The organism is Eudoraea sp. (assembly GCF_039969275.1).
Classification (GTDB): Bacteria; Bacteroidota; Bacteroidia; order Flavobacteriales; family Flavobacteriaceae; genus Eudoraea.
On record NZ_JBDVOC010000003.1, the window covers coordinates 611,585 to 630,664 of the forward strand.

The 19,080-nt window shown below is 37.4% G+C and carries 13 protein-coding genes and 1 tRNA gene; 4 read left to right on the forward strand and 10 right to left on the reverse strand.

What is annotated here, in order from left to right:
• Positions 1-6: 6 nt before the first annotated feature.
• The 3 genes from ABJH90_RS03630 to ABJH90_RS03640 all read right to left on the reverse strand — a co-directional run bounded on the left by ABJH90_RS03630 (position 7) and on the right by ABJH90_RS03640 (position 5,432).
• Positions 7-2,352, reverse strand: a complete 2,346-nt coding sequence (locus ABJH90_RS03630; RefSeq protein ID WP_348142599.1) for a xanthine dehydrogenase family protein molybdopterin-binding subunit — start codon at positions 2,350-2,352, stop codon at positions 7-9.
• A gap of 1 nt (position 2,353) precedes the next feature.
• Complete coding sequence (locus ABJH90_RS03635; protein WP_348142602.1) at positions 2,354-2,989, reverse strand: (2Fe-2S)-binding protein; 636 nt, start codon at positions 2,987-2,989, stop codon at positions 2,354-2,356.
• Between the two features lie 187 nt (positions 2,990-3,176).
• The gene (locus tag ABJH90_RS03640; RefSeq protein WP_348142605.1) at positions 3,177-5,432 is read right to left on the reverse strand and encodes a multiheme c-type cytochrome; all 2,256 of its coding nucleotides are present in this window, start codon (positions 5,430-5,432) and stop codon (positions 3,177-3,179) included.
• A 196-nt stretch (positions 5,433-5,628) separates the two neighbouring features.
• Here ABJH90_RS03640 and ABJH90_RS03645 point away from each other — a divergent pair, with 196 nt between their 5' ends.
• Together ABJH90_RS03645 and ABJH90_RS03650 are read left to right on the forward strand one after the other, a co-directional pair.
• Positions 5,629-8,106, forward strand: coding sequence for a mechanosensitive ion channel domain-containing protein (locus ABJH90_RS03645; RefSeq protein WP_348142608.1), 2,478 nt, complete (start codon positions 5,629-5,631; stop codon positions 8,104-8,106).
• A gap of 311 nt (positions 8,107-8,417) precedes the next feature.
• Positions 8,418-9,002: a DUF4136 domain-containing protein gene (locus tag ABJH90_RS03650; RefSeq protein ID WP_348142611.1), complete on the forward strand. Its 585-nt coding sequence runs from the start codon at positions 8,418-8,420 to the stop codon at positions 9,000-9,002.
• A 146-nt stretch (positions 9,003-9,148) separates the two neighbouring features.
• Here ABJH90_RS03650 and ABJH90_RS03655 read toward each other — a convergent pair whose 3' ends face one another.
• Together ABJH90_RS03655 and ABJH90_RS03660 are read right to left on the reverse strand one after the other, a co-directional pair.
• The gene (locus ABJH90_RS03655) at positions 9,149-9,934 is read right to left on the reverse strand and encodes a hypothetical protein (protein ID WP_348142614.1); all 786 of its coding nucleotides are present in this window, start codon (positions 9,932-9,934) and stop codon (positions 9,149-9,151) included.
• Between the two features lie 33 nt (positions 9,935-9,967).
• Positions 9,968-10,489 carry a glycine zipper family protein gene (locus ABJH90_RS03660; RefSeq protein ID WP_348142617.1) on the reverse strand — a complete coding sequence of 174 codons (522 nt, stop codon included), beginning with the start codon at positions 10,487-10,489 and terminating at the stop codon, positions 9,968-9,970.
• A 246-nt stretch (positions 10,490-10,735) separates the two neighbouring features.
• Between ABJH90_RS03660 and ABJH90_RS03665 the strand changes: the two genes are divergently transcribed.
• Complete coding sequence (locus ABJH90_RS03665) at positions 10,736-12,304, forward strand: M28 family peptidase (protein WP_348142620.1); 1,569 nt, start codon at positions 10,736-10,738, stop codon at positions 12,302-12,304.
• 110 nt (positions 12,305-12,414) lie between these two features.
• Here the strand turns inward: ABJH90_RS03665 and ABJH90_RS03670 are convergent.
• Positions 12,415-12,490: transfer RNA gene (locus ABJH90_RS03670), tRNA-His, on the reverse strand.
• 257 nt (positions 12,491-12,747) lie between these two features.
• On the opposite strand from ABJH90_RS03670, the gene ABJH90_RS03675 reads away from it, so the two are divergent.
• On the forward strand, positions 12,748-14,838 hold the full coding sequence (locus tag ABJH90_RS03675; protein ID WP_348142623.1) for a tetratricopeptide repeat-containing sensor histidine kinase: 2,091 nt from the start codon (positions 12,748-12,750) through the stop codon (positions 14,836-14,838).
• On the opposite strand, the gene bshB1 is transcribed toward ABJH90_RS03675, so the two are convergent.
• The 4 genes from bshB1 to ABJH90_RS03695 form a co-directional block, all read right to left on the reverse strand.
• The gene (gene bshB1 / locus ABJH90_RS03680) at positions 14,835-15,557 is read right to left on the reverse strand and encodes a bacillithiol biosynthesis deacetylase BshB1 (protein ID WP_348142626.1); all 723 of its coding nucleotides are present in this window, start codon (positions 15,555-15,557) and stop codon (positions 14,835-14,837) included. The genes ABJH90_RS03675 and bshB1 overlap by 4 nt on opposite strands.
• Positions 15,558-15,576: 19 nt before the next feature.
• A complete protein-coding gene (locus ABJH90_RS03685) occupies positions 15,577-16,755 on the reverse strand; it encodes an aminotransferase class I/II-fold pyridoxal phosphate-dependent enzyme (protein ID WP_348142629.1) in 1,179 nt (392 codons plus the stop codon).
• 36 nt (positions 16,756-16,791) lie between these two features.
• Entirely contained in the window at positions 16,792-18,201 is a 1,410-nt protein-coding gene (locus tag ABJH90_RS03690) for an MATE family efflux transporter (RefSeq protein ID WP_348142632.1), read from the reverse strand.
• Positions 18,202-18,425: 224 nt separating this feature from the next.
• Complete coding sequence (locus ABJH90_RS03695; RefSeq protein ID WP_348142635.1) at positions 18,426-18,980, reverse strand: hypothetical protein; 555 nt, start codon at positions 18,978-18,980, stop codon at positions 18,426-18,428.
• Positions 18,981-19,080: the final 100 nt, after the last annotated feature.

The window sequence follows — 19,080 nt, forward strand, 5'->3', positions numbered from 1 at the left end:
TTGTATTTAAGAGACTTTATTTAATGCTTTAAGAATACTTGAAGGAGTAATAGGTATTTCATAAATCCTCACTCCAATCGCGTTATAAACGGCATTTGCAATTGCGGCAGCCGTAGCTATATTCGCAGGTTCTCCAATGCCATATGCATCCGTAGAGGAACGTGCTGCATATTCTTCTACAATTAAGGTTTCAATTTCCGGGATTTCCATAGAAAATGGCACCTTGTATTGATCCACATTGGCATTCATCATATGACCGGTTCCATTGTCCATAACTCTATTTTCATATAGAGCGTAGGATACCCCCTGGATAACTCCACCATTGATTTGACTTTCCAATTGACCTATATTAAGTGGTCTACCGCAACTATGCGCAGCTACTATCTTATCTACCCTGACAAAGCCCGTATCGGTATTAACACTGACCTCTGCAAACTGCACAGACCCCAAATCCCCATAGGCTAAACCCCATGGTTGTTGAAAACCACCATAATCATTAGATCGACTGGCTATTTTACTGATCTGGCTTGTGCGCATTAATTTGGTTGCCTCTTTGAAAGGCATTTTCAGGCTGGCATCCTTTTTACTGCCTACCTGGCCGTTCTCAATAAACAATTCCGAAGAATCGGTTTCCCATTTTTTGGCAACCAGTTTCAAAAGCGCTTTTTTGGCTTCATAAGTAGCATTACGAGCTGGAGGGGTAATGGAACCGGTTACTACACTTCCCCCGGAACCCGGGCCAACAGGGAAAAAAGTGTCGCCAATGTTGACTGTAATAGCTGCCACCGGAAGGCCTAATTCCTCGGCAACTACCTGGGCAAGAATGGTTTTAGTCCCTGTTCCTATATCCTGAACGCTAGAACGTATCTCAATACCGCCGTCGTTATGGATTTTAACTTCAACCGTAGAATCGAGTGTTACAAATCGCGGCCATGTAGATTGCCCAACACCCAGCCCCTTCTTAATCACTCCTTTGCCACTACCTGCAGGTTGGCGACGAGACCATTTGAAAAGTTTTGCTCCACGCTGGCGTTCTACTTTTCTCACTTCACTTTTATCAATAATGTCTCTGTATTTCAATGGATCTATTTCCAGCTTTTCCGCCAATTCATCTATAGCCTGTTCGAGCCCAAATGCGCCTTGAACATTACCCGGTGCACGCCAGGCAGCTCCTGGTCCTGCATTGGTCAATACATCATATTGTTCGGTCGCAAAATTTGGACAGGAATACAAGATTTGTGCAATCCGGCCCACTCCGGCGCCCAGGTTTACACCCGCTGTCCCATGGGAACGTTGCTGAATGGCAGTCAAAGCACCATCTTTCCTGGCTCCTATTTTCAGAGATTGAATAGAATTAGGTCGGTTACCTTCAGCAATGTGCTCTTCTTGTCGGTCTAACATTAACCAGACCGGTCTTCCCGTTTTTTTGGCAAGATTTGCAGCCATGGGCCCAAAGCTTCCGGCACTGTGTTTTGCGCCAAATCCGCCGCCCATAAAATCACAGAATACCCTTACTTTACTTTTTGGTAAATTGAAGACACTCGCCATTTCATTTCTAACCGCATTGGTATTTTGTGTGGATGCATAAACCATCATATAGTCAGCATTCCAGTCCACCACCACGCCATGGGTCTCCAGGGGCATGTGTGTATGCACCTGTGTCCGATATGTCCTTTCTACAACAACATCCGCTTCCTTGAAACCCGCTTCCATATCACCTCTGGGTCCACCAAAAAAACTACTGGTAGACGGCCCTCTAACATTACCTTCCCCTTTGCTCCCATCATGCGTTTCACCTACATCTCCACCATCTTCCTGTTGTGTAACTGGCACATCAAATACAATCGGTGCATTGAGTTCCATGGCAGCTTCGATATCTATGACAAAGGGTTTCTCCTCATAGTTCACCTTAATCAATGAGATAGCATCTTTGGCTATCTCCAGGCTTTCGGCAGCGACACCTCCCAGAGGTTGCCCCGCATATTTTACCATCGGATATTTACCATTATTATTTTCTTCCCCCTCTTTCTGGGCATTCTCTATAAGGTGAATTGCATGTACTCCTGGCAGGCTTTCTGCTTTGGAAATATCGATAGATGTGATAACTGCATGTGGCACATTAGAACGCAACATTTTTGCATAGAGCATCCCTGGCAATTTAATGTCAGAGGTATATTTTGCTTTACCAGTCACTTTTTCGAGGGCATCGATTCTTGTTACCCTTTTTCCAATTACTTTTAATTCATCGTTAACCGGCCATACTGGCGGTTCTTCAATAGGTATGTCCCTTTCTATTTCGCTTAAATTATGCCCTGGAATACCATATGGGAATTTTTCTTTTCTAGTATCCATTTTAAATTGTTTTTTTTGCTGCTGCCAAAGTAGCCTTAAAGACATGAGGGTAAGTACCACAACGACAAAGGTTGCCGCGCGTGGCATTTTTTACATCTTCCAAATCAGGATTTGCGTTGTTTTCTACCAGATGCACACAAGACATTACCATCCCCGGTGTACAGTAGCCACACTGCGAAGCATCATGCTCAATGAACGCTTGTTGCACAGGATGCAATTCACCATTTTTAGCAATACCTTCAATCGTGGTGACTTCCTTATCGCCAACATCAAAAGCTGACATCATACAGGAATTCACAGGTTGCCCATCCAAATAAACGGTGCATGCTGAACAGGAGCCCCGATCACAAACGACCTTTGTTCCTGTAAGCTCCAAATGGTCTCTTAAAGCTGAAGCCAATGTTGTTCTCGGTTCCACACTTAATGACTTCATAATACCATTTACCTTCATATTTATGGTAATCGCTTCAGGTCCGTATTCTTTGCCAGCAACATAGTGTTCCTTATATTCAAACGCAAGGGCATTTGAAGTTAAAAAGACACTGCTTGCTGTAGATAATCCGGCACCTCTGATAAAGCTCCGCCTTGTAATACCCTTTGTCGGTTTAGATTCCGATCCTTGGTTTTTATCTTCCATACAACTACAAATGAATTTATTAAACTTTCAATCTAATTATGCCTTAGAAAGTTACGATAATATTCATTTAGAAAGAATAAAAATAAGTTATAATTGCCCCTACAGGATTTATAAAAAAGGGTTGGAATAAAATGCAGGACCTCAAAAAAGAAAACAGCTAAAATCTTCAGTTAAATATTTACAGATCTTATAAATTACCTTGCTGCAACCTTTGAAATATTTGCAAATAATTATTATTATTTGGATTGATTTGAAGTAACTGACGACACGTATTCTTAGCGCTGTTTAGCTGATTTGAATTAATTTCACCCAGAAGTTTAATATAAAGTATTCTTTCATCATAAGGGAAAGTTTTTAACGCGGTTTCAATTATATCATCAGCATCTTTCTTCTTATTATTTTGTTGAAGCATAAGGGCGTAGTTGTAATAAGCATTTGCATTTGGTGGTTCTTTGGAACAGGCCATAGCCAAATACTCTAAAGCTTTATTCGCTCTGTTAGTTTCATGGTACAATAGTCCTAACATATAATAGGTATAACCATAATCAGGTTCTTGTTCAATTATCTTTAAATAAATTGTTTCACTTTCCTCAACTAATCCCTTCTGATAATATAATAATGCCAGATTCATACGTGACCTATTATAATAGCTGTCTTCCTCTACGGCTTTACCGTAGTATTTAATTGCATTGTCTATATCTCCAATACTTTGATAGTACACCCCTAGTTGGTGCAAGCCACCAGGTAAATCTGAATTCACTTCAAGCTCCGTTAAATATTCTTCATTAGCTTTTTTAAAGTCTTCTGATAGTTCCACACTTTTTTTATCAATAACATTAAAATAGTGCGCAGCTGAAATACGAACTGCACGCACAGAGTCCTTTAACAAAGGAACAATCTGCTGCGAAAAGTCGGCGCTTCCAATTCTTTCAAAAGCACGTACAGTTTGATTTCTTACAAAAACTGATGAATCATTTAAATACCTCGTTAAATCCAGTATTTCTTCATATGAAATAGGAGAATTAGCATATAGGCCTATTGCCGTTGCACGGGCTATCTCAGGGTATTTTTTACTCGAAAAAACCTTTTTGAATTCCTGATTGTCTTCAGTATACCCTTTTAATAAATGATCAGAAAAATGGTCAGCTCTCTCCGGGCCGTATTTATCAACTATAAAGTCGCTTGCCCATTTAGCAGATTTATCCGTATGACACTTATTACAGGCATTTGGTGTACTGTATTTTACAGATTGATCTGGTCTTGGTATTCTAAAACTATGATCTCTTCTGTAATCATTCACCATATACAATTTACCGTCCATATGGCAATTAATACATAGCGCTGCTTCAGTGTTCATTGCATGGTAATGGTGATCGGGTGTATCGTATTTATCCGGAACATGACAAGTTAAACACAGGTCGTTACCCTGTTTTTTCAGTTTAAGGGAATGTACATCATGACAATCCTTACAGGATACCCCAAGCCCGTACATTTTGCTTTGAATAAAGGAAGTATACACATAAACTTCATCCCGTATTTGTCCATCCAATTCATATAAAGGATCTTCTAACATTCTTGGAAAATAGTGATCCATGAAATTTCCTGTGTAATCAAAATAAGGGGTTAGGTTACTCCTTCTGGAATGACATCTGGCACATTTATCTACAAGCTCCTTGGGAGGGACTGAACTGCCCATATACATTTCCGGGGGGAGCACGCCATTCTCCTCATTCTCCTCCTGCTCTTTAAAATAAGAGACATGCGCACTGGAAGGTCCATGACAAGCTTCACATGCCACATTTATTTCACTAAACGTAGTATTAAATACCCCTGCAGACTCGTCGTAATTTTTTTGAAGATTGGTAGAATGACAATCCGCACACATGGTATTCCAGCGTTGACTGCCGCCCGTCCAGTTAATCCATTCATCTACTTCCAAGTCTAAATCAGGCTGTAGATGAAACCATTTTTCCTCTACAGTATCCCAGGCAGTTAGCAGACAATTATATTTCCCATTTGGAAACTGAACAATATATTGTTGTAATGGCGTATAGCCAAAAGTATACACAATTTTGTAATCTGAATAGTTTCCGTCTTTAGCTTGTGTATTTACGTAGTAGTCGCCTCCTTTTTTAAAAAAGGAACTTTTAACACCTTTATGTGTAAAGGTCGTATTATCAAAGTTGGCCAAAATTGTAGTAGAATCTGCAATTTTCATTGCCTGGTCATGATGTGAATTCTGCCATAAGTCATACTCCTGTTTGTGGCATTCTATACACGATGCTGAGCCAACAAAAGAGGCTTCGTGATAGGAATCCGCTACCTTTACATAAGCCTCCTTTTCAATACCGTTACAGGCGGTCAATAATATAGTAAGAAGTAAAGAAGAAAGCAGGAAACGGATTGAAGGATCACTTTCAGAAGAGGTAAAATATTTTGTCATTATAACAAATAAGAATTCTAAATTCATAAGAAGATAGAAACATTAATTCAATTTTGAAAATTACGTAATTATATTAAATTTTAACACTAATAAACACGATTACGATAAAGAAAGATCAACTTTAATTGCTCTTTAAGTCAAAAGATAGTCATTCGAATAAAATCGTAAATTAGCCATTATTCCCAATAAAGAAATTATGAAGTCAAAAGGTATAATCCCAAAAAATTTATTTTCTTTTCCGGATACTAAGAAAATGATAATTACATTCTTGCTTATTTTAGCAGGTTTTTTTCATCAGACCTATGGCCAGGAAACTACTAAATCAGCTGGTGTAGAAAATCAAGAAAAAGCCCCTGTTATCTTCATCCCGGAATTCTCAGAAATAATACCACTGGCTTCAGAAATTGAAGTGAAATTAGCGCGTACTCAAAAAATTTTGAATGATACCATAAATGAAGATGCATTAGTTAGTTCATTTAAAACTATTAAAGAAGAATTAGATACTCTGGAATTAGCTCTAATTAAAATAAAGTCTTCAGGCTGGGCAGGTTTTAATGAACTCAAGTCATTGAAAATAGAGTTGCGGACAGTAGCTCAAAATTTTACAGATGCCAATATCCCTCTATCAAAAGAGATTGCAAAAATTGAGAATCAAAGGAAAATATGGCTGGAAGAAGAGGAAAATTGGTCATTATGGAAAGACACTTTAGTGACAAAAAACCCACCCAACCAAATTAAATCAATATTTAGAAAGACACAGAAAAATATTGATATGGCACTAAGTAGTCTTGTCCCCAAATTGGATAAGTTACTGGGGATTCAAGAAAATGGTTATAAAATTCAACCAAAAATTGATATTCTCTTAGATGAGATTGATTCTATTGAAGAAATAGAGAAGGAGCAGGTTTTACTGGATGAATCCGCCCCGATATTTTCTTCAAAATACAGGGATCAATTTACCCAGGAACTATGGGATAAATCCAAGACCGGATATGTTAAAATGTTATCAAGGAGCCATTCATATCCGAATCCAAAGTTCTGGGAACTCATTTTGGGAATATTACTATTCCTATTGGTTTTTTTAACCATGAAGAAATTCAACGAAGCCATCGAAAACAATATACGATACAAATTCCTTTCAAATAAAGCTTTGTCCTCAGCATTATTTATAAGCTTAACCACAGTATTTATACTATTTAAATATGAAAATTTATCGCCTGCTCATGAGCTGTTAATTAGCGTAATAATTGGGATCACATTTTGTTATATCTTGAAAGACCGTCTGACGTCATGGAAGAAAGAAGCCGTATATTTCTTTGCGGTATTAGTACTACTTAATAATTTCCTTTTTGCGATTGATTTCCCTATACCATTTTTTAGACTTTACATAACCTTAAGTTCCTTCTTACTAATATTCCTGGCGGTCCGGTGGATTAAAATAAGTAAGGCCGAAAATGATCATAAATATTGGATTTTCCTGCTTTATTCAGGTGCTGTTTTTTTTAGTATAGCATTTCTGGCAGAAATAATAGGAAAAGAAGCATTGGCAATGTTTTTATTCGATGCTTTTATTAGAACGGTAATTATAATTGTCCTATTTGTGGTTTATATCTTCGTAATTCGAGGTGGATTAGAATGGCTACTTCTAAATTTTAACGCCAAACAAAACCATTTGTCGCCTGAAGACATCTCTAAAAGTGTAGCTCGGTTAACAACATTTATAAATATTCTTGCCGTAGTATTTATTATACTTCCAGAATTACTAGTAATCTGGGGAGTTTATAGTAATCTTCAGGAAGCAGATGAGGGACTTATGGCTATGGGCTTTAAGATAGGAGATAGTGAAATAACGCTCCAACTGATTCTTATCGCCATCTGTGTTCTTTATGGTTCATACATTATATCTTCACTTTTTAGCAGGTTTATTATGAATGAGACCATGGACAATGATAAATTTGACAAAGGGACCAGGCTTTCTATAGCCCAGCTCTTTCATTATTTTATCATATTCGTAGGGTTCGTGGTAGCCATTTCTGTTTTGGGTTTTGACCTTACCAATTTTACAATTGCTTTGAGTGCGCTTGGAGTTGGAATTGGTTTTGGCCTTCAGGGGCTTGTTAACAACTTTGTAAGTGGGCTTGTTTTACTCTTTGAAAGGCCTATCAGGGAGGGCGATAGCATTGAAGCTCCGGGAGTGCCCTGGTCAACGGTAAAGGAAATTGGTCTAAGATCAACACGCTTAATTACCTATGAAAAGGGTGATCTTATTGTGCCTAATTCTGAACTTATTCTTAAAAATGTAACCAATTGGACCTTAACAAATAAAATAAGGAAAGTAATTTTACCTATTAGCGTAGTATATGGTTCTGACATTGCATTGGTTTTTAAAACGTTGAAGGAGGCAGGAAAAGCCAGTGATGAATTGGTTAAGAATAGTGAACCAACGGTTTTACTTAGAAAATTTGATGAAAGTTCCCTTAATTTTGAATTAAGAGTTTTAGCCAAAGATGCAACTAGTGGGTTATCCCTACAAAGTACGCTCTTAGCAGATATAGCCGAGCGATTCAAAAAAGCTAATATCGAATTTGCCTTTCCTCAAATGGATGTTCATCTCTTTGAAATGAATCAGGACAGACAAAAAGAAAGATTCAAACCCAAAACAACAGACAATTAGCTAATGATTATATATTATTCTAAACCTGGATTTTTCTTATTTATGACCTTGGCTGGTTATTTATTTGATGGCCTGTCATTCCGCTAATATTGCAATTCCTTAATCCGCTCTGGTACTTCCAGAATGATACCCTTAGTATACTTTTGAAGGTTATGAGGAGATCATACCTGAAAAAAAAGTCTTGCTTATAAATAGCCTATATTTTAAGTGAAGATGTCTTATATTTGTTAGTAATATCTGAAGATCGTAACCTTAAGGATAAATTATTAAAAAATTCAAAGAGGTATTAACTTTTTTAAAACCTAATTACTATGAAAAAATTCAATAAAACATTTTTTGTTTTTGTCATTACCTTGTTAACTTCTGTTCAATTTTTTGCACAAGTTCACAGCGATTATGACAAAACAGTAGATTTTACCAAGTTTAAAACAATTAGTTTTTTAGGTTGGCAGGATAATAGCGACCAACTGATCAACGATCTGGATAAAAATCGTATCCTGGAGAGTTTTGGTAAGGAATTTGAAATGAGAAATCTCACTTTTGCTAAAGAAGGGGGTGAATTAGCTGTAACCTTATATCTTGTTATAGATCAAAAAACAAGTGCAACGGCATACACCAATTACAACGGTGGCATGGGATATGGCGGTAGATGGGGCTATGGCTATGGTATGGGATATGGCGGTATGGGCATGGGATCTTCCACCACCACTTATTCTGAAAATGATTATGAGGTTGGTACTTTTGTCGTTAGCGTCTATGATGGGGAATCTAAAAAATTAATATGGCAAGGCATCTCCACCAAGACCATAAATGAAAATCCCAAAAAGAGGGTAAAAACTATTCCTAAAGGAGTGAAAAAATTAATGAAAAAATATCCGGTGCAACCACCTAAATAGAACTTTATCATTATTTCCAGCCATTTATTTTGGAAAGTGGAATAAGCATGAATATAACAAATGTAAAGGCCCAATGGTATTCTATAAATACCATTGGGCCTTTACTATATGCATAAAATATCTGTTAACACAAAATAATGGTCTGTTTATTCAGCCATCTTCATTCCCGGAGCGTAAGAATACTGTGGCAAAAACCAGCCTTCAACTGTTTTTGTTTCTCTGACTAGCGCCATCAATTTAGTCCATAAAATAGCCCCTTCCTCGCCTAAAAGCTTAGAAGCTTTCTCCAGATTTTCATGATAATCTATAGGAGATTCACCCCAGGTGGTTAATATATACAATGGTTTTGAAGTACCAATCAAGCCTGTAAAGATCCTAAAACCCATTGACACTTTTTTCTTTCCATACAAGTATTTATAGGCAGCCAACAGCTCCTCCGCTTCTTTTTCATTACCAGGATAGAAATAATAGAAGTTCCACTTTCTATATGGGTTATTTTCTTGCCAGTTTTCAACAGTGCTAACATATGATAAATTGGGTTGGTATTGTATAATATATTGATAATAAGATTCAACAGAAAGATCAAAATAATCCAGGATTATATCTAATTCTGGTTTATTGATTTTATTCTTTAGGGCCTCCCGGGTTCCATCGCGCAGATTATCCATATCATCAATTGGCACAATATGTGTAAACCTGTAATCGTCTTGCAGATGGGTGAAATAATTGAAATTCTGAACGTTATTTTCCGTTAGAAAATTCTTTAGGTCTGTCAAAGACATTTCATAATCCACTGACATGGATGGAGAAACTTTGTCTTCTCGTACTAACAATAAATTCAAATTCTCATCCATAGTCTGTCCAAAAGCATTAGACAGAAATACAAACATGAACAGAGTACTGAAGTAATTTTTAAAGGAAGTGATCTTCATAGTATTAGAATTAGAATTTTATAGAATTAGTTATTAATTAACAGAATACCCTTTACCCTGCAGGCATGCACTGTAGGCTTTTTTAAAGCTATTCATCATATCAACTTCAGCCTGGTCTGCCGCCTGGTTGTTCGCCTGTTGTTGTTGTGATCGCCCAACCCTACTTCTTCTGTGTCCTGCCATAGCACCAGAAGCAGCACCTATAGCGGCTCCTTTCCCTGCATCACCAGCAATTGCCCCAATGGCTACACCTGCCAATGCTCCCCGGGCTGCCCCGCCAACGGCAGCACCATCCGGTCCAGTTTCCACTTGTTGTGCTTGTACTTGTGGAGGATTTAACGGATCTATGCCACTTTGCTGAACACCCCATTTATAGCAATACGACTCATCCTCTGCTTGCTGCTCAGCACTCTGGTCTTTGGCAGGAAAAACGTATAAGCCTACTTTATTTGAAACCATAGCTCCAAGAGACTGTTCCTGGGAATAAGTACTAAATATAGCTCCTAATAAAAAAGAGCTTATAACAAATAAATATTTGGATTGAGGTAATTTCATAACTGAATTTTTTATTGTTAGTTGAAATTTTAGTGTAAATTTTTATAGCTTAAAAGTATTAATAATTTTTTTTAAATGACAGCAGAAAGCTCAATAATTGCTGTGTATTTTTGCTTATTTTGATAAAGGTTGAAATAGTAATTCTGGTATAGAAAACCATTTTATGAGTTTAATTATTACAAATTATTATTTCATTTTCTTTTCACTATTTTTGGGGAATTTTCTAAAGTTTAGCAAAATAATTCTATGGAAAAATTATCATTCATTCTCATTGGACTTTTATTTGCCTGTAACTCGTCCCAGAAAACAGTTGCAGAACTAGCTGATACTGATACTACAAGCGTATCTGCAGATCCCCGTGTTTATGCAGTAACGATTACTGAAAAAGAGTTAAAAGAACATTTGTATATCTACGCTTCAGATGAATTTGAGGGCAGGGAAACCGGGAAACCGGGACAAAAAAAAGCTGTAGATTATCTAAAATCTAATTATGAGGCAATGGAAGTCCCTGCGGCAAAAGAAGATGGTAATTATTTTCAGGAAGTACCATTGGAATTCCCAAAATTGCCGGTTGGTTCCATAATGGCTGGAGCCACTGAATATGAGTTAGGAACCGACTTTTTAACATTTACACCTATTGAAGGAGATTTCAGCGAAATTATTTATGCAGGCTACGGGATAGAAGATGAAGGCTACTCAGATTATGAAGGATTGGATGTATCTGGGAAACTTATATTAATTAAGTCCGGGGAGCCCGTAAAAAAAGATGGCACTTATTTGATTTCAGGAAGTTCTAAAAAATCTGTTTGGAGTAGTAAGTCTGATGCTCCCGCAGCCAGATTAAATTTAGCCAGAAGTAAAGGAGTTAAAGGGGTATTATATTATGATCCTGGCAATTACGGTCGCTATAAGAGATATTATGACCATTTGAAAGGGAGTGATAAAATGAAAATGGAAATTAAGCTAGAAGAATACAATGCCGCATTAGTTCTTCTTAGTGAAACCATGATTAACAAGTTATTCCCTGCTATTAAGCATGAGCAGGCTACCAAAATAATTTCACAGCCCGTATCTCTTAAAATTAAAAGTAACAACGAGGCCGTATCGTCTGAAAATATTGTGGCAGTTATTCGTGGTTTTGAAAAGCCTGATGAGTTCGTAGTCATATCATCTCATTTAGATCATATAGGGGTAAATGCCAATGGTGATATTAATAATGGTGCAGATGATGATGGTTCCGGAACGGTTGCCATGCTTGAAATGGCCGAAGCTTTTAAACAGGCAGCAGATAGCGGTAACGGACCAAAAAGATCTATAGTCTTCCTGCATGTTACAGGTGAAGAAAAAGGATTGCTTGGATCAAAGTACTATACAGATAATGACCCCGTGTTTCCTTTGTCTCAAACTGTTGCCAACCTTAACATAGATATGATAGGGCGCGTCGACCCTAAACATAAGGGCAACGGAAATTACGTTTATCTTATTGGTTCTGATAAGTTAAGTACGGAACTTCATGACCTCTCGGAAGAGGTTAATGACAAATATTCACAACTTACATTAGATTATACCTATAACGATGAAAATGATCCAAATCGTTTTTATTACAGGAGCGACCATTATAATTTTGTGAAAAATAATATTCCTGTCATTTTTTATTTTAGTGGCACACATGAAGATTATCACAGGCCCGGGGACACCCCGAATAAAATAAATTATGATTTGCTGGAAGACCGTGCACGATTAATCTTCTATACTGCCTGGGAAATTGCGAACAGGGAAGCGCGTATTGAGGTAGATATCACTCCTTCCAAGTAAAGGTTAAAATTAGGTAAGAATAATTGATTCTTTACCAAACCCTAAGCTTATAAAAAGTAACTTAAACAATAAGCCCTATCATTTATGACAGGGCTTTAGAAAATTAATAAGGGTGGAAGACCGGGTTCGAACCGGCGACCTCTGGAACCACAATCCAGCGCTCTAACCAGCTGAGCTACAACCACCATTTGCAAGCGCTGGCAAAGGTAATTTTTTTTACCCATTGTTTCAAACTAAACTCCTGAAATTTTTGGAATGGTAAACAACGATAAACAGTGTAAGAACTATCAATTAAATCATCACAAATTATATAATATTCTAATTTTCATGGATGAAATACACTAAATAGACGTTAAAACACACAAAAAATGGCGTTTCACAACATAAATTAGACCATTGTGTATTTGGGGTGTAATTTTATTTTTAGAATTGGTTAGAAACCTATGCCCTTAATTTTGACCTACATCCGGACACATTGTACAGACGTCTTCAGGTATGCTGCAATAATTATACTTATTATATGCAGCATTGCAAATACTAATGCGCAGCAGAAAATTCAAAAAAAATATGAAGACAGTATCCGGGAAATTAGATCCCAAAAAAACTTTTCTCCGAAAGACACTCTTTATATTGACCTTTTGAGCAATTTAGGGTACCAACTCAGGTACTATAATGCAGACAGCCTTTTATTACTCTCTAATGAAACACTCCAACTAAGTATAGATTCTGGTTACAAAGAAGGTGAAAGCAGATCCAGACTGCGCCTGGGGGATTACTACTCTGACAAAGGTGATTCAGAAACGGCAATTTCTAATTATACGGCTGGTCTTGACATAGCTATAGAACTTGGAAACAAAGATCTGAGTTTACGCATTATGAATAATCTGGCGGGCGAAAATGCTTATAAAGGAGATTATGCCCACGCGTTAACAGGATATCTGGAAGCCATTGAAATTGCAGAAGAAATTGGTAATATTAAGATGTTATCCATTATGAATGAAAACATCGCCAACTTATATGCCTCACAAAAAGATTATCAACAATCGCTTGATTTTTACAAAAAGGTAAAAAAACTTAACGGGCAGATAGGCGATGAGATAATCATTGCAGAGACCTTAAGTAACCTTGCTTCAACCTATGCAGATATGGGTAAATTAGATTATGCCATGTTTAATATAAATAAAAGTGTTACCATTTTTGAAAAGCACAAAATAATAGATTGGCTGGCATATACCTACGAAATTAAAGGCAAGATCTATTTAAAAGAAAATAAATATAAATGGGCCCTTTATTGGTATAACCAAAGTGAAATGCTACATAGAGGCCTTGATGATGATCGCGGTAAAATTGATCTCTTTAATGGAATGGCTGAGGCATATTTAGGGCAGGGTAAGGATATCCTTTCTGAGAATTTTGCACATCAGGCCTATGAAATATCCGACAGAATACAGTTCATGGAAGGGAATCAAAAATGTGCTTATACCCTTTATAGAATAAATAAAAATAAAAAGAACTTCTCTCGGGCTTTAAGCTTTCACGAACTCTATCAAAAACTTTCTGATTCTTTATCCAGAAATGAAAATAAGAAGAGTTTAACCATGCTCAAAACAAAAACGGAATATGACCAGCAGAAACAAATGCTGATAGAAGAAAATGAAAAAGCATTAGCTGAGCAACAGAGGTATATCATTGCTGCCCTGGCCATATTAGTAGTATCTATAATAATTACTCTTTTGGTATATCGTGCCGAGGTAATTCAAAAACGACTTAATAAAGAGCTAGAGGCAAAAAAAGAAATTCTGGAAAAACGAGAATCTGAGTTGCAGGAAAGTAATGAAACAAAAACTAAACTCTTCTCTATAATAGGACATGATCTTCGAGGTCCGGTAGGCGCTTTGCAAGAACTGTTAAGGCTTTATTCTGACGGCGATATGGAGGCTGACGAATTTTTAGAGTTTGTTCCTAAATTACGAGAAGACGTTGATCATGTTTCATTTACCTTAAATAATTTACTTAGCTGGGGGCATACCCAGATGAATGGTGCAGTAACCAAGCCTTCTCTTATGGCTCTGGAATCATTGGTTTCTGAAAATATTAAGTTACTATCTGAAATTGCTAAAAAGAAGTCCATAAAAATTGTAAGCGAGCTTACAGAAAATACACTTACATGGTCTGATAGTAATCAAATTGATATTGTTGTGAGGAATCTTATCAGCAATGCTTTAAAATTTACCCCACAAAATGGGATGATTACCATATCAGCACGTGAACGCGATAATTTATGGGAAGTTTCAATTAAAGATACAGGTGTTGGAATGGACAAGATCACCGTAAAGAATTTATTTGTAAAGAATTCAAATATCACTACCTATGGTACTGATAACGAAAAAGGAACAGGTCTTGGACTGTCTCTCTGTAAGGAAATGGTAGAGAAGAATGGCGGTAGCATTTGGGTGGAAAGTGCCCTACGCAAAGGTAGTTGTTTCTTTTTCACTCTTCCCAAAAGAGAGAAAAGCTATAGTAAAGCAGTTTAAAAAATATCCCAGAGGTTTTTAACGCCTATATGACGTTCCGCAGTAAAACCTTCTCCGTACTCAACACCAACCAAGCGCCCTAAGTCCCTTGCCCTATAAGCAATACTATCTGTAAAGTTTTTACTGCTAATTGGTGTATTGGGTTCCTTGCTGTCAGGATCATAAAATTGTGAGGCATAAGCAGAAATAGCTTTCATTTTTAGTTCAATAAAGCCAGATACATCAACAACCAAATCAGGTTCCAGGTTTTTCCATTGAATATAGTGATAAACTTGTCTTGGCCGCCATGGTAACTGCCATTCGTCATCACCTGGTAATTTGGTGTCTATTTTCACCAGTCCGCTAAGAAAACAAGCGTCACTAACCAATTTACTTCCTTTGGCATGATCTATATGCCTGTCTTCTACTGCATTACACAATACGATGTCTGGTTGGTATTTTCGCACTAATTGTATTACGGCCAGTTGATGGTCTTTATTATTAGTAAAAAAACCATCGGCAAATTCTAAGTTCTCCCTTACTGCTATCCCCAATATTTTCGCTGCGTTTTCAGCCTCCTTATCCCTGATTTGAGCAGTTCCCCGGGTACCCAATTCACCCCTGGTCAAATCAACGATCCCTACTTTTTTACCATTTGCGGTTGCTTTCGCTATAGTTGCTCCGGCTCCTAATTCCGCATCATCAGGATGGGCTCCAAAAACTAAAATGTCTAACTTCATTTGCTATTTATCTGGTAATTTATTGGTTATTTAAAGCAGGTTGTTTCGCTTTTACCTGTGCCAGAGCCTGATCAATATCCGCTATTAGATCTTCCGCTTCTTCTATACCTATGGAAAATCGAATTAATCCATCGGCAATTCCCTGCTTAATCCGATCTTCTTCCGACAGCAGTGCATGTGAGGTCTGAGTTGGTGATAGCATGGTACTTTCTACGCCTGCTAAACTCATGGAAGATTTAATAAGTTTAAGTGCCTTTCGAAATTCAGTAGCATCAATTGACTCTTTAAGTTCAAAGGAAAGCATCCCACCAAATCCATGCATTTGTGATTTAGCCAGTGCATGATCAGGATGAGAAGTAAGACCGGGATAATTAACATGCTTAATATTCACATTTCCATCCAAATACTCCGCAAGCCTCATTGCATTTTCATTTTGACTTTTAACTCGAATACCCATGGTCTTTATACTGCGCTCCAACAACCATACCGTGTAATCGCTAAGACTACCTCCAAGATTTATAGCTAATTGGAAAATACGTTCCATATTTACTTTAGATGAAGCAACAGCACCGGCACAAATATCTGAATGTCCTCCCATATACTTTGTAGCACTATGAATAATCACATCAATACCAAAATCAATTGGATTTTGATTTACCGGGCTGGCAAAAGTATTATCGATCATGGAGACTAAGTTGTGCTTTTTCGCAAGGTTTGCGACTGCTGCGAGATCTGTGATGGTCAATAAAGGATTTGATGGTGTTTCAATATAAATAACCTTTGTATTTTTCTTGATTTTTGCTTCAAAATCTGACGGTTTCAAGCCATCTGTAAATGAGTATGATATCCCAAAATTTTCAAATTGTTTGGTAACCAAATTCTGTGTGCCTCCATACAACAAGTTTTGTAGTACCACATGATCACCAGCCTTCAAAAAGGCCAGAAGCGCGGTACTAGTAGCGGCCATTCCACTTCCAAATATCATTGCGTCCTCAGCATGCTCCAAAGCTGCTATTTTTTGTGACAAGGCCTGTTGGTTAGGGGTGTTGAAATACCTTGGATACCTTTTTATATCCACATCTTCAAAGGCATATGAGGTACTCATATACAAGGGGGAAACTGCTCCTTTGTACTCGTTATCCTTTAATTCACCAGCATGGGTGCAAATTGTGTTAATCCCCTTATTGTTATCTTTCATGCTAATTTTATTAATGCCTAAAGTTACAAAAATAGCCTATACCTGAACTTTTTTCCAATAGCCTTTTCTAAACCAGATGATCGCGATTACCGAGAGCATTACCTCAGCTAGTGTTATGGCCATAAAAACTCCCAGAGCACCCAATTCAAAAGTAATTGCTGCGAGGTATGCAAAGGGCAATTGAAAGGCCCAAAAGGCAATAAGGTTGATCTTCGTTGGGGTTTTTGTATCTCCTGCCCCATTAAAAGCCTGGGAGACAACCATCCCATAAGCGTAAAAAATATAACCCGCGGCAACAACCTGTAAACAAAGTGCCCCATTCTCAACAACGCTGGTAACATTAGTAAAAAGGCCTATTATTTCAGGAGCAAAAAAGAGATAGATCAATGAAACTGCCAACATAAAAAAGGCATTATATTTTCCTGTAATCCAAACCGACTTCTCCGCTCTTTCCGGCTGCTTGGCACCCAGATTCTGGCCAACTAATGTGGCCGCTGCGTTACTCATACCCCAGGCGGGCATGAAAGTGAACATCATAACTCTAATGGCAATAGTATAACCGGCAAGGACCTCACTTCCAAATTCCGACATTAACCGCATTAAAAAGACCCAGCTTGAAGTACCTATTAAAAATTGAGCGATACCTCCCAAAGAAACCTTGATAAGGTTTAGCATTACTCCTGTTCTTAATACGATATCACCAACTGCTAATTTAATTCTGCTCCAGCCAAAAAATAAGATCCCCAACTGGAAAATTACGGCAGTACCTCTACCAATATTTGTGGCTATCGCGGCTCCCATAACACCAAATTCCGGAATTGGGCCCCAGCCAAAAATAAAAATAGGATCCAGGATTATATTAAGTCCGTTTGACAGCACCAAGGTCCACATTGCCACAGAGGCATCCCCTGCCCCTCTGAATATTGCGTTGATTAAAAAAAGTAAAACTATAGTGATATTACCACCTATAAGCAATTTGGTATAACCATAGCCCTCGGCGATTAAGTTGGGCTCTCCACCCATAAGCGCCAATATTTCCTTTGAATAAAGAAACCCAATTATACCTATAGAAAAAGCTACGGCTATCCCAAGCAATATTGCCTGCATAGCGGCTTGCCTGGCACCTTTAAGGTCTTTCTCACCTATTCTTCTGGCTACGACCGCAGTTGCAGCCATACTAAGGCCTATGGCAATTGCATATACCAAGGTTATAACAGATTCAGTGAGGCCTATTGTGGCTACAGCATTTACACTTACCCTGGATACATAAGCTATATCCACAATAGCAAAAATGGATTCCATCATCATCTCCAGGATCATGGGTATGGAAAGCATAAAAACTGCCTTGCGGATACTTCCCGTAGTGAATTCGGTTTCCTTACCGGTAATGGCTATAATAAAATACCTGAAAAGTTTATTGAATGTAATTTTATTCTGATGTGTCATTTTATAGAAATTATATTAAAGAAGAAAAGGATGTCTTTTAATCTTCCCGGACGGGAGATTATTTTTCGGTAAACGCTCCGATGACATCTATTGCTGACATAATTTCTAGTACTTCATGATGAAACAAAGATGCGATTATTTTTCGAAGTAGAAAAATGATTTCAATGGCATGCAGTAACTTAACTACCAGCCATATGCGATGGGCCTGGAAGGGAAATAAATATTTAATCTAACTTTTGGGGGCCTTCAGAATTACTGTGAATAATCCAACGTTCGTCTTGAATAGAACGATAGGTTATTTCATAATACATTCCCTTCTTTAATAGGTTCTCCAGAGAACTGGTAAGTAAATCATAATCCTTTTCAGAATCCAGTATTTTGAAAACATTGTAATTGGAATTAGCCGGAATGGCAATTCCCTTATCTATGGTGGAGGAAGAAAAGAATTTAATACTATCTAAAACCGGCACTTCAGATCTAAGAAAATTATACAAATAATTGTCGTATTCCCTAAGATCGTGTTTCTCACCCTTATAATAAATAATAACAGATTCAATAATAGCCGGGCCCACACCGTGATTTTTAATATCCAATGAAAAAGTGTTTTCAGCTTTATCATTTGAGGTGGATATTTGCAGATAGGGCAAAATAGACAGATAATTCTGCTTGCTCATTAAGTTGGTCTGATAGATAAAAATTATAAGGGTCAAAACACTTATACTCATTGCTGAGAGACCCACGATCTTATCTGAATTCCATTTGATCTTTAACTTGGACATAGCACAAAACTTAATGAAGTAATTAAAAAAAAGTATTAAAAAAAATAAATCCTAGAAGCTATTTCAATGAGGTTAATCTGTATTTCCTATAGCATTATAG

What these genes read in the sequence shown, in the direction of transcription:
- ABJH90_RS03630 (WP_348142599.1), bottom strand. Translation starts at nt 2,352, where the DNA reads ATGGATACTAGAAAAGAAAAATTCCCATATGGTATTCCAGGGCATAAT.
- ABJH90_RS03635 (WP_348142602.1), bottom strand. Translation starts at nt 2,989, where the DNA reads ATGGAAGATAAAAACCAAGGATCGGAATCTAAACCGACAAAGGGTATT.
- ABJH90_RS03640 (WP_348142605.1), bottom strand. Translation starts at nt 5,432, where the DNA reads ATGACAAAATATTTTACCTCTTCTGAAAGTGATCCTTCAATCCGTTTC.
- ABJH90_RS03645 (WP_348142608.1), top strand. Translation starts at nt 5,629, where the DNA reads ATGAAGTCAAAAGGTATAATCCCAAAAAATTTATTTTCTTTTCCGGAT.
- ABJH90_RS03650 (WP_348142611.1), top strand. Translation starts at nt 8,418, where the DNA reads ATGAAAAAATTCAATAAAACATTTTTTGTTTTTGTCATTACCTTGTTA.
- ABJH90_RS03655 (WP_348142614.1), bottom strand. Translation starts at nt 9,934, where the DNA reads ATGAAGATCACTTCCTTTAAAAATTACTTCAGTACTCTGTTCATGTTT.
- ABJH90_RS03660 (WP_348142617.1), bottom strand. Translation starts at nt 10,489, where the DNA reads ATGAAATTACCTCAATCCAAATATTTATTTGTTATAAGCTCTTTTTTA.
- ABJH90_RS03665 (WP_348142620.1), top strand. Translation starts at nt 10,736, where the DNA reads ATGGAAAAATTATCATTCATTCTCATTGGACTTTTATTTGCCTGTAAC.
- ABJH90_RS03675 (WP_348142623.1), top strand. Translation starts at nt 12,748, where the DNA reads ATGCCCTTAATTTTGACCTACATCCGGACACATTGTACAGACGTCTTC.
- bshB1 (WP_348142626.1), bottom strand. Translation starts at nt 15,557, where the DNA reads ATGAAGTTAGACATTTTAGTTTTTGGAGCCCATCCTGATGATGCGGAA.
- ABJH90_RS03685 (WP_348142629.1), bottom strand. Translation starts at nt 16,755, where the DNA reads ATGAAAGATAACAATAAGGGGATTAACACAATTTGCACCCATGCTGGT.
- ABJH90_RS03690 (WP_348142632.1), bottom strand. Translation starts at nt 18,201, where the DNA reads ATGACACATCAGAATAAAATTACATTCAATAAACTTTTCAGGTATTTT.
- ABJH90_RS03695 (WP_348142635.1), bottom strand. Translation starts at nt 18,980, where the DNA reads ATGTCCAAGTTAAAGATCAAATGGAATTCAGATAAGATCGTGGGTCTC.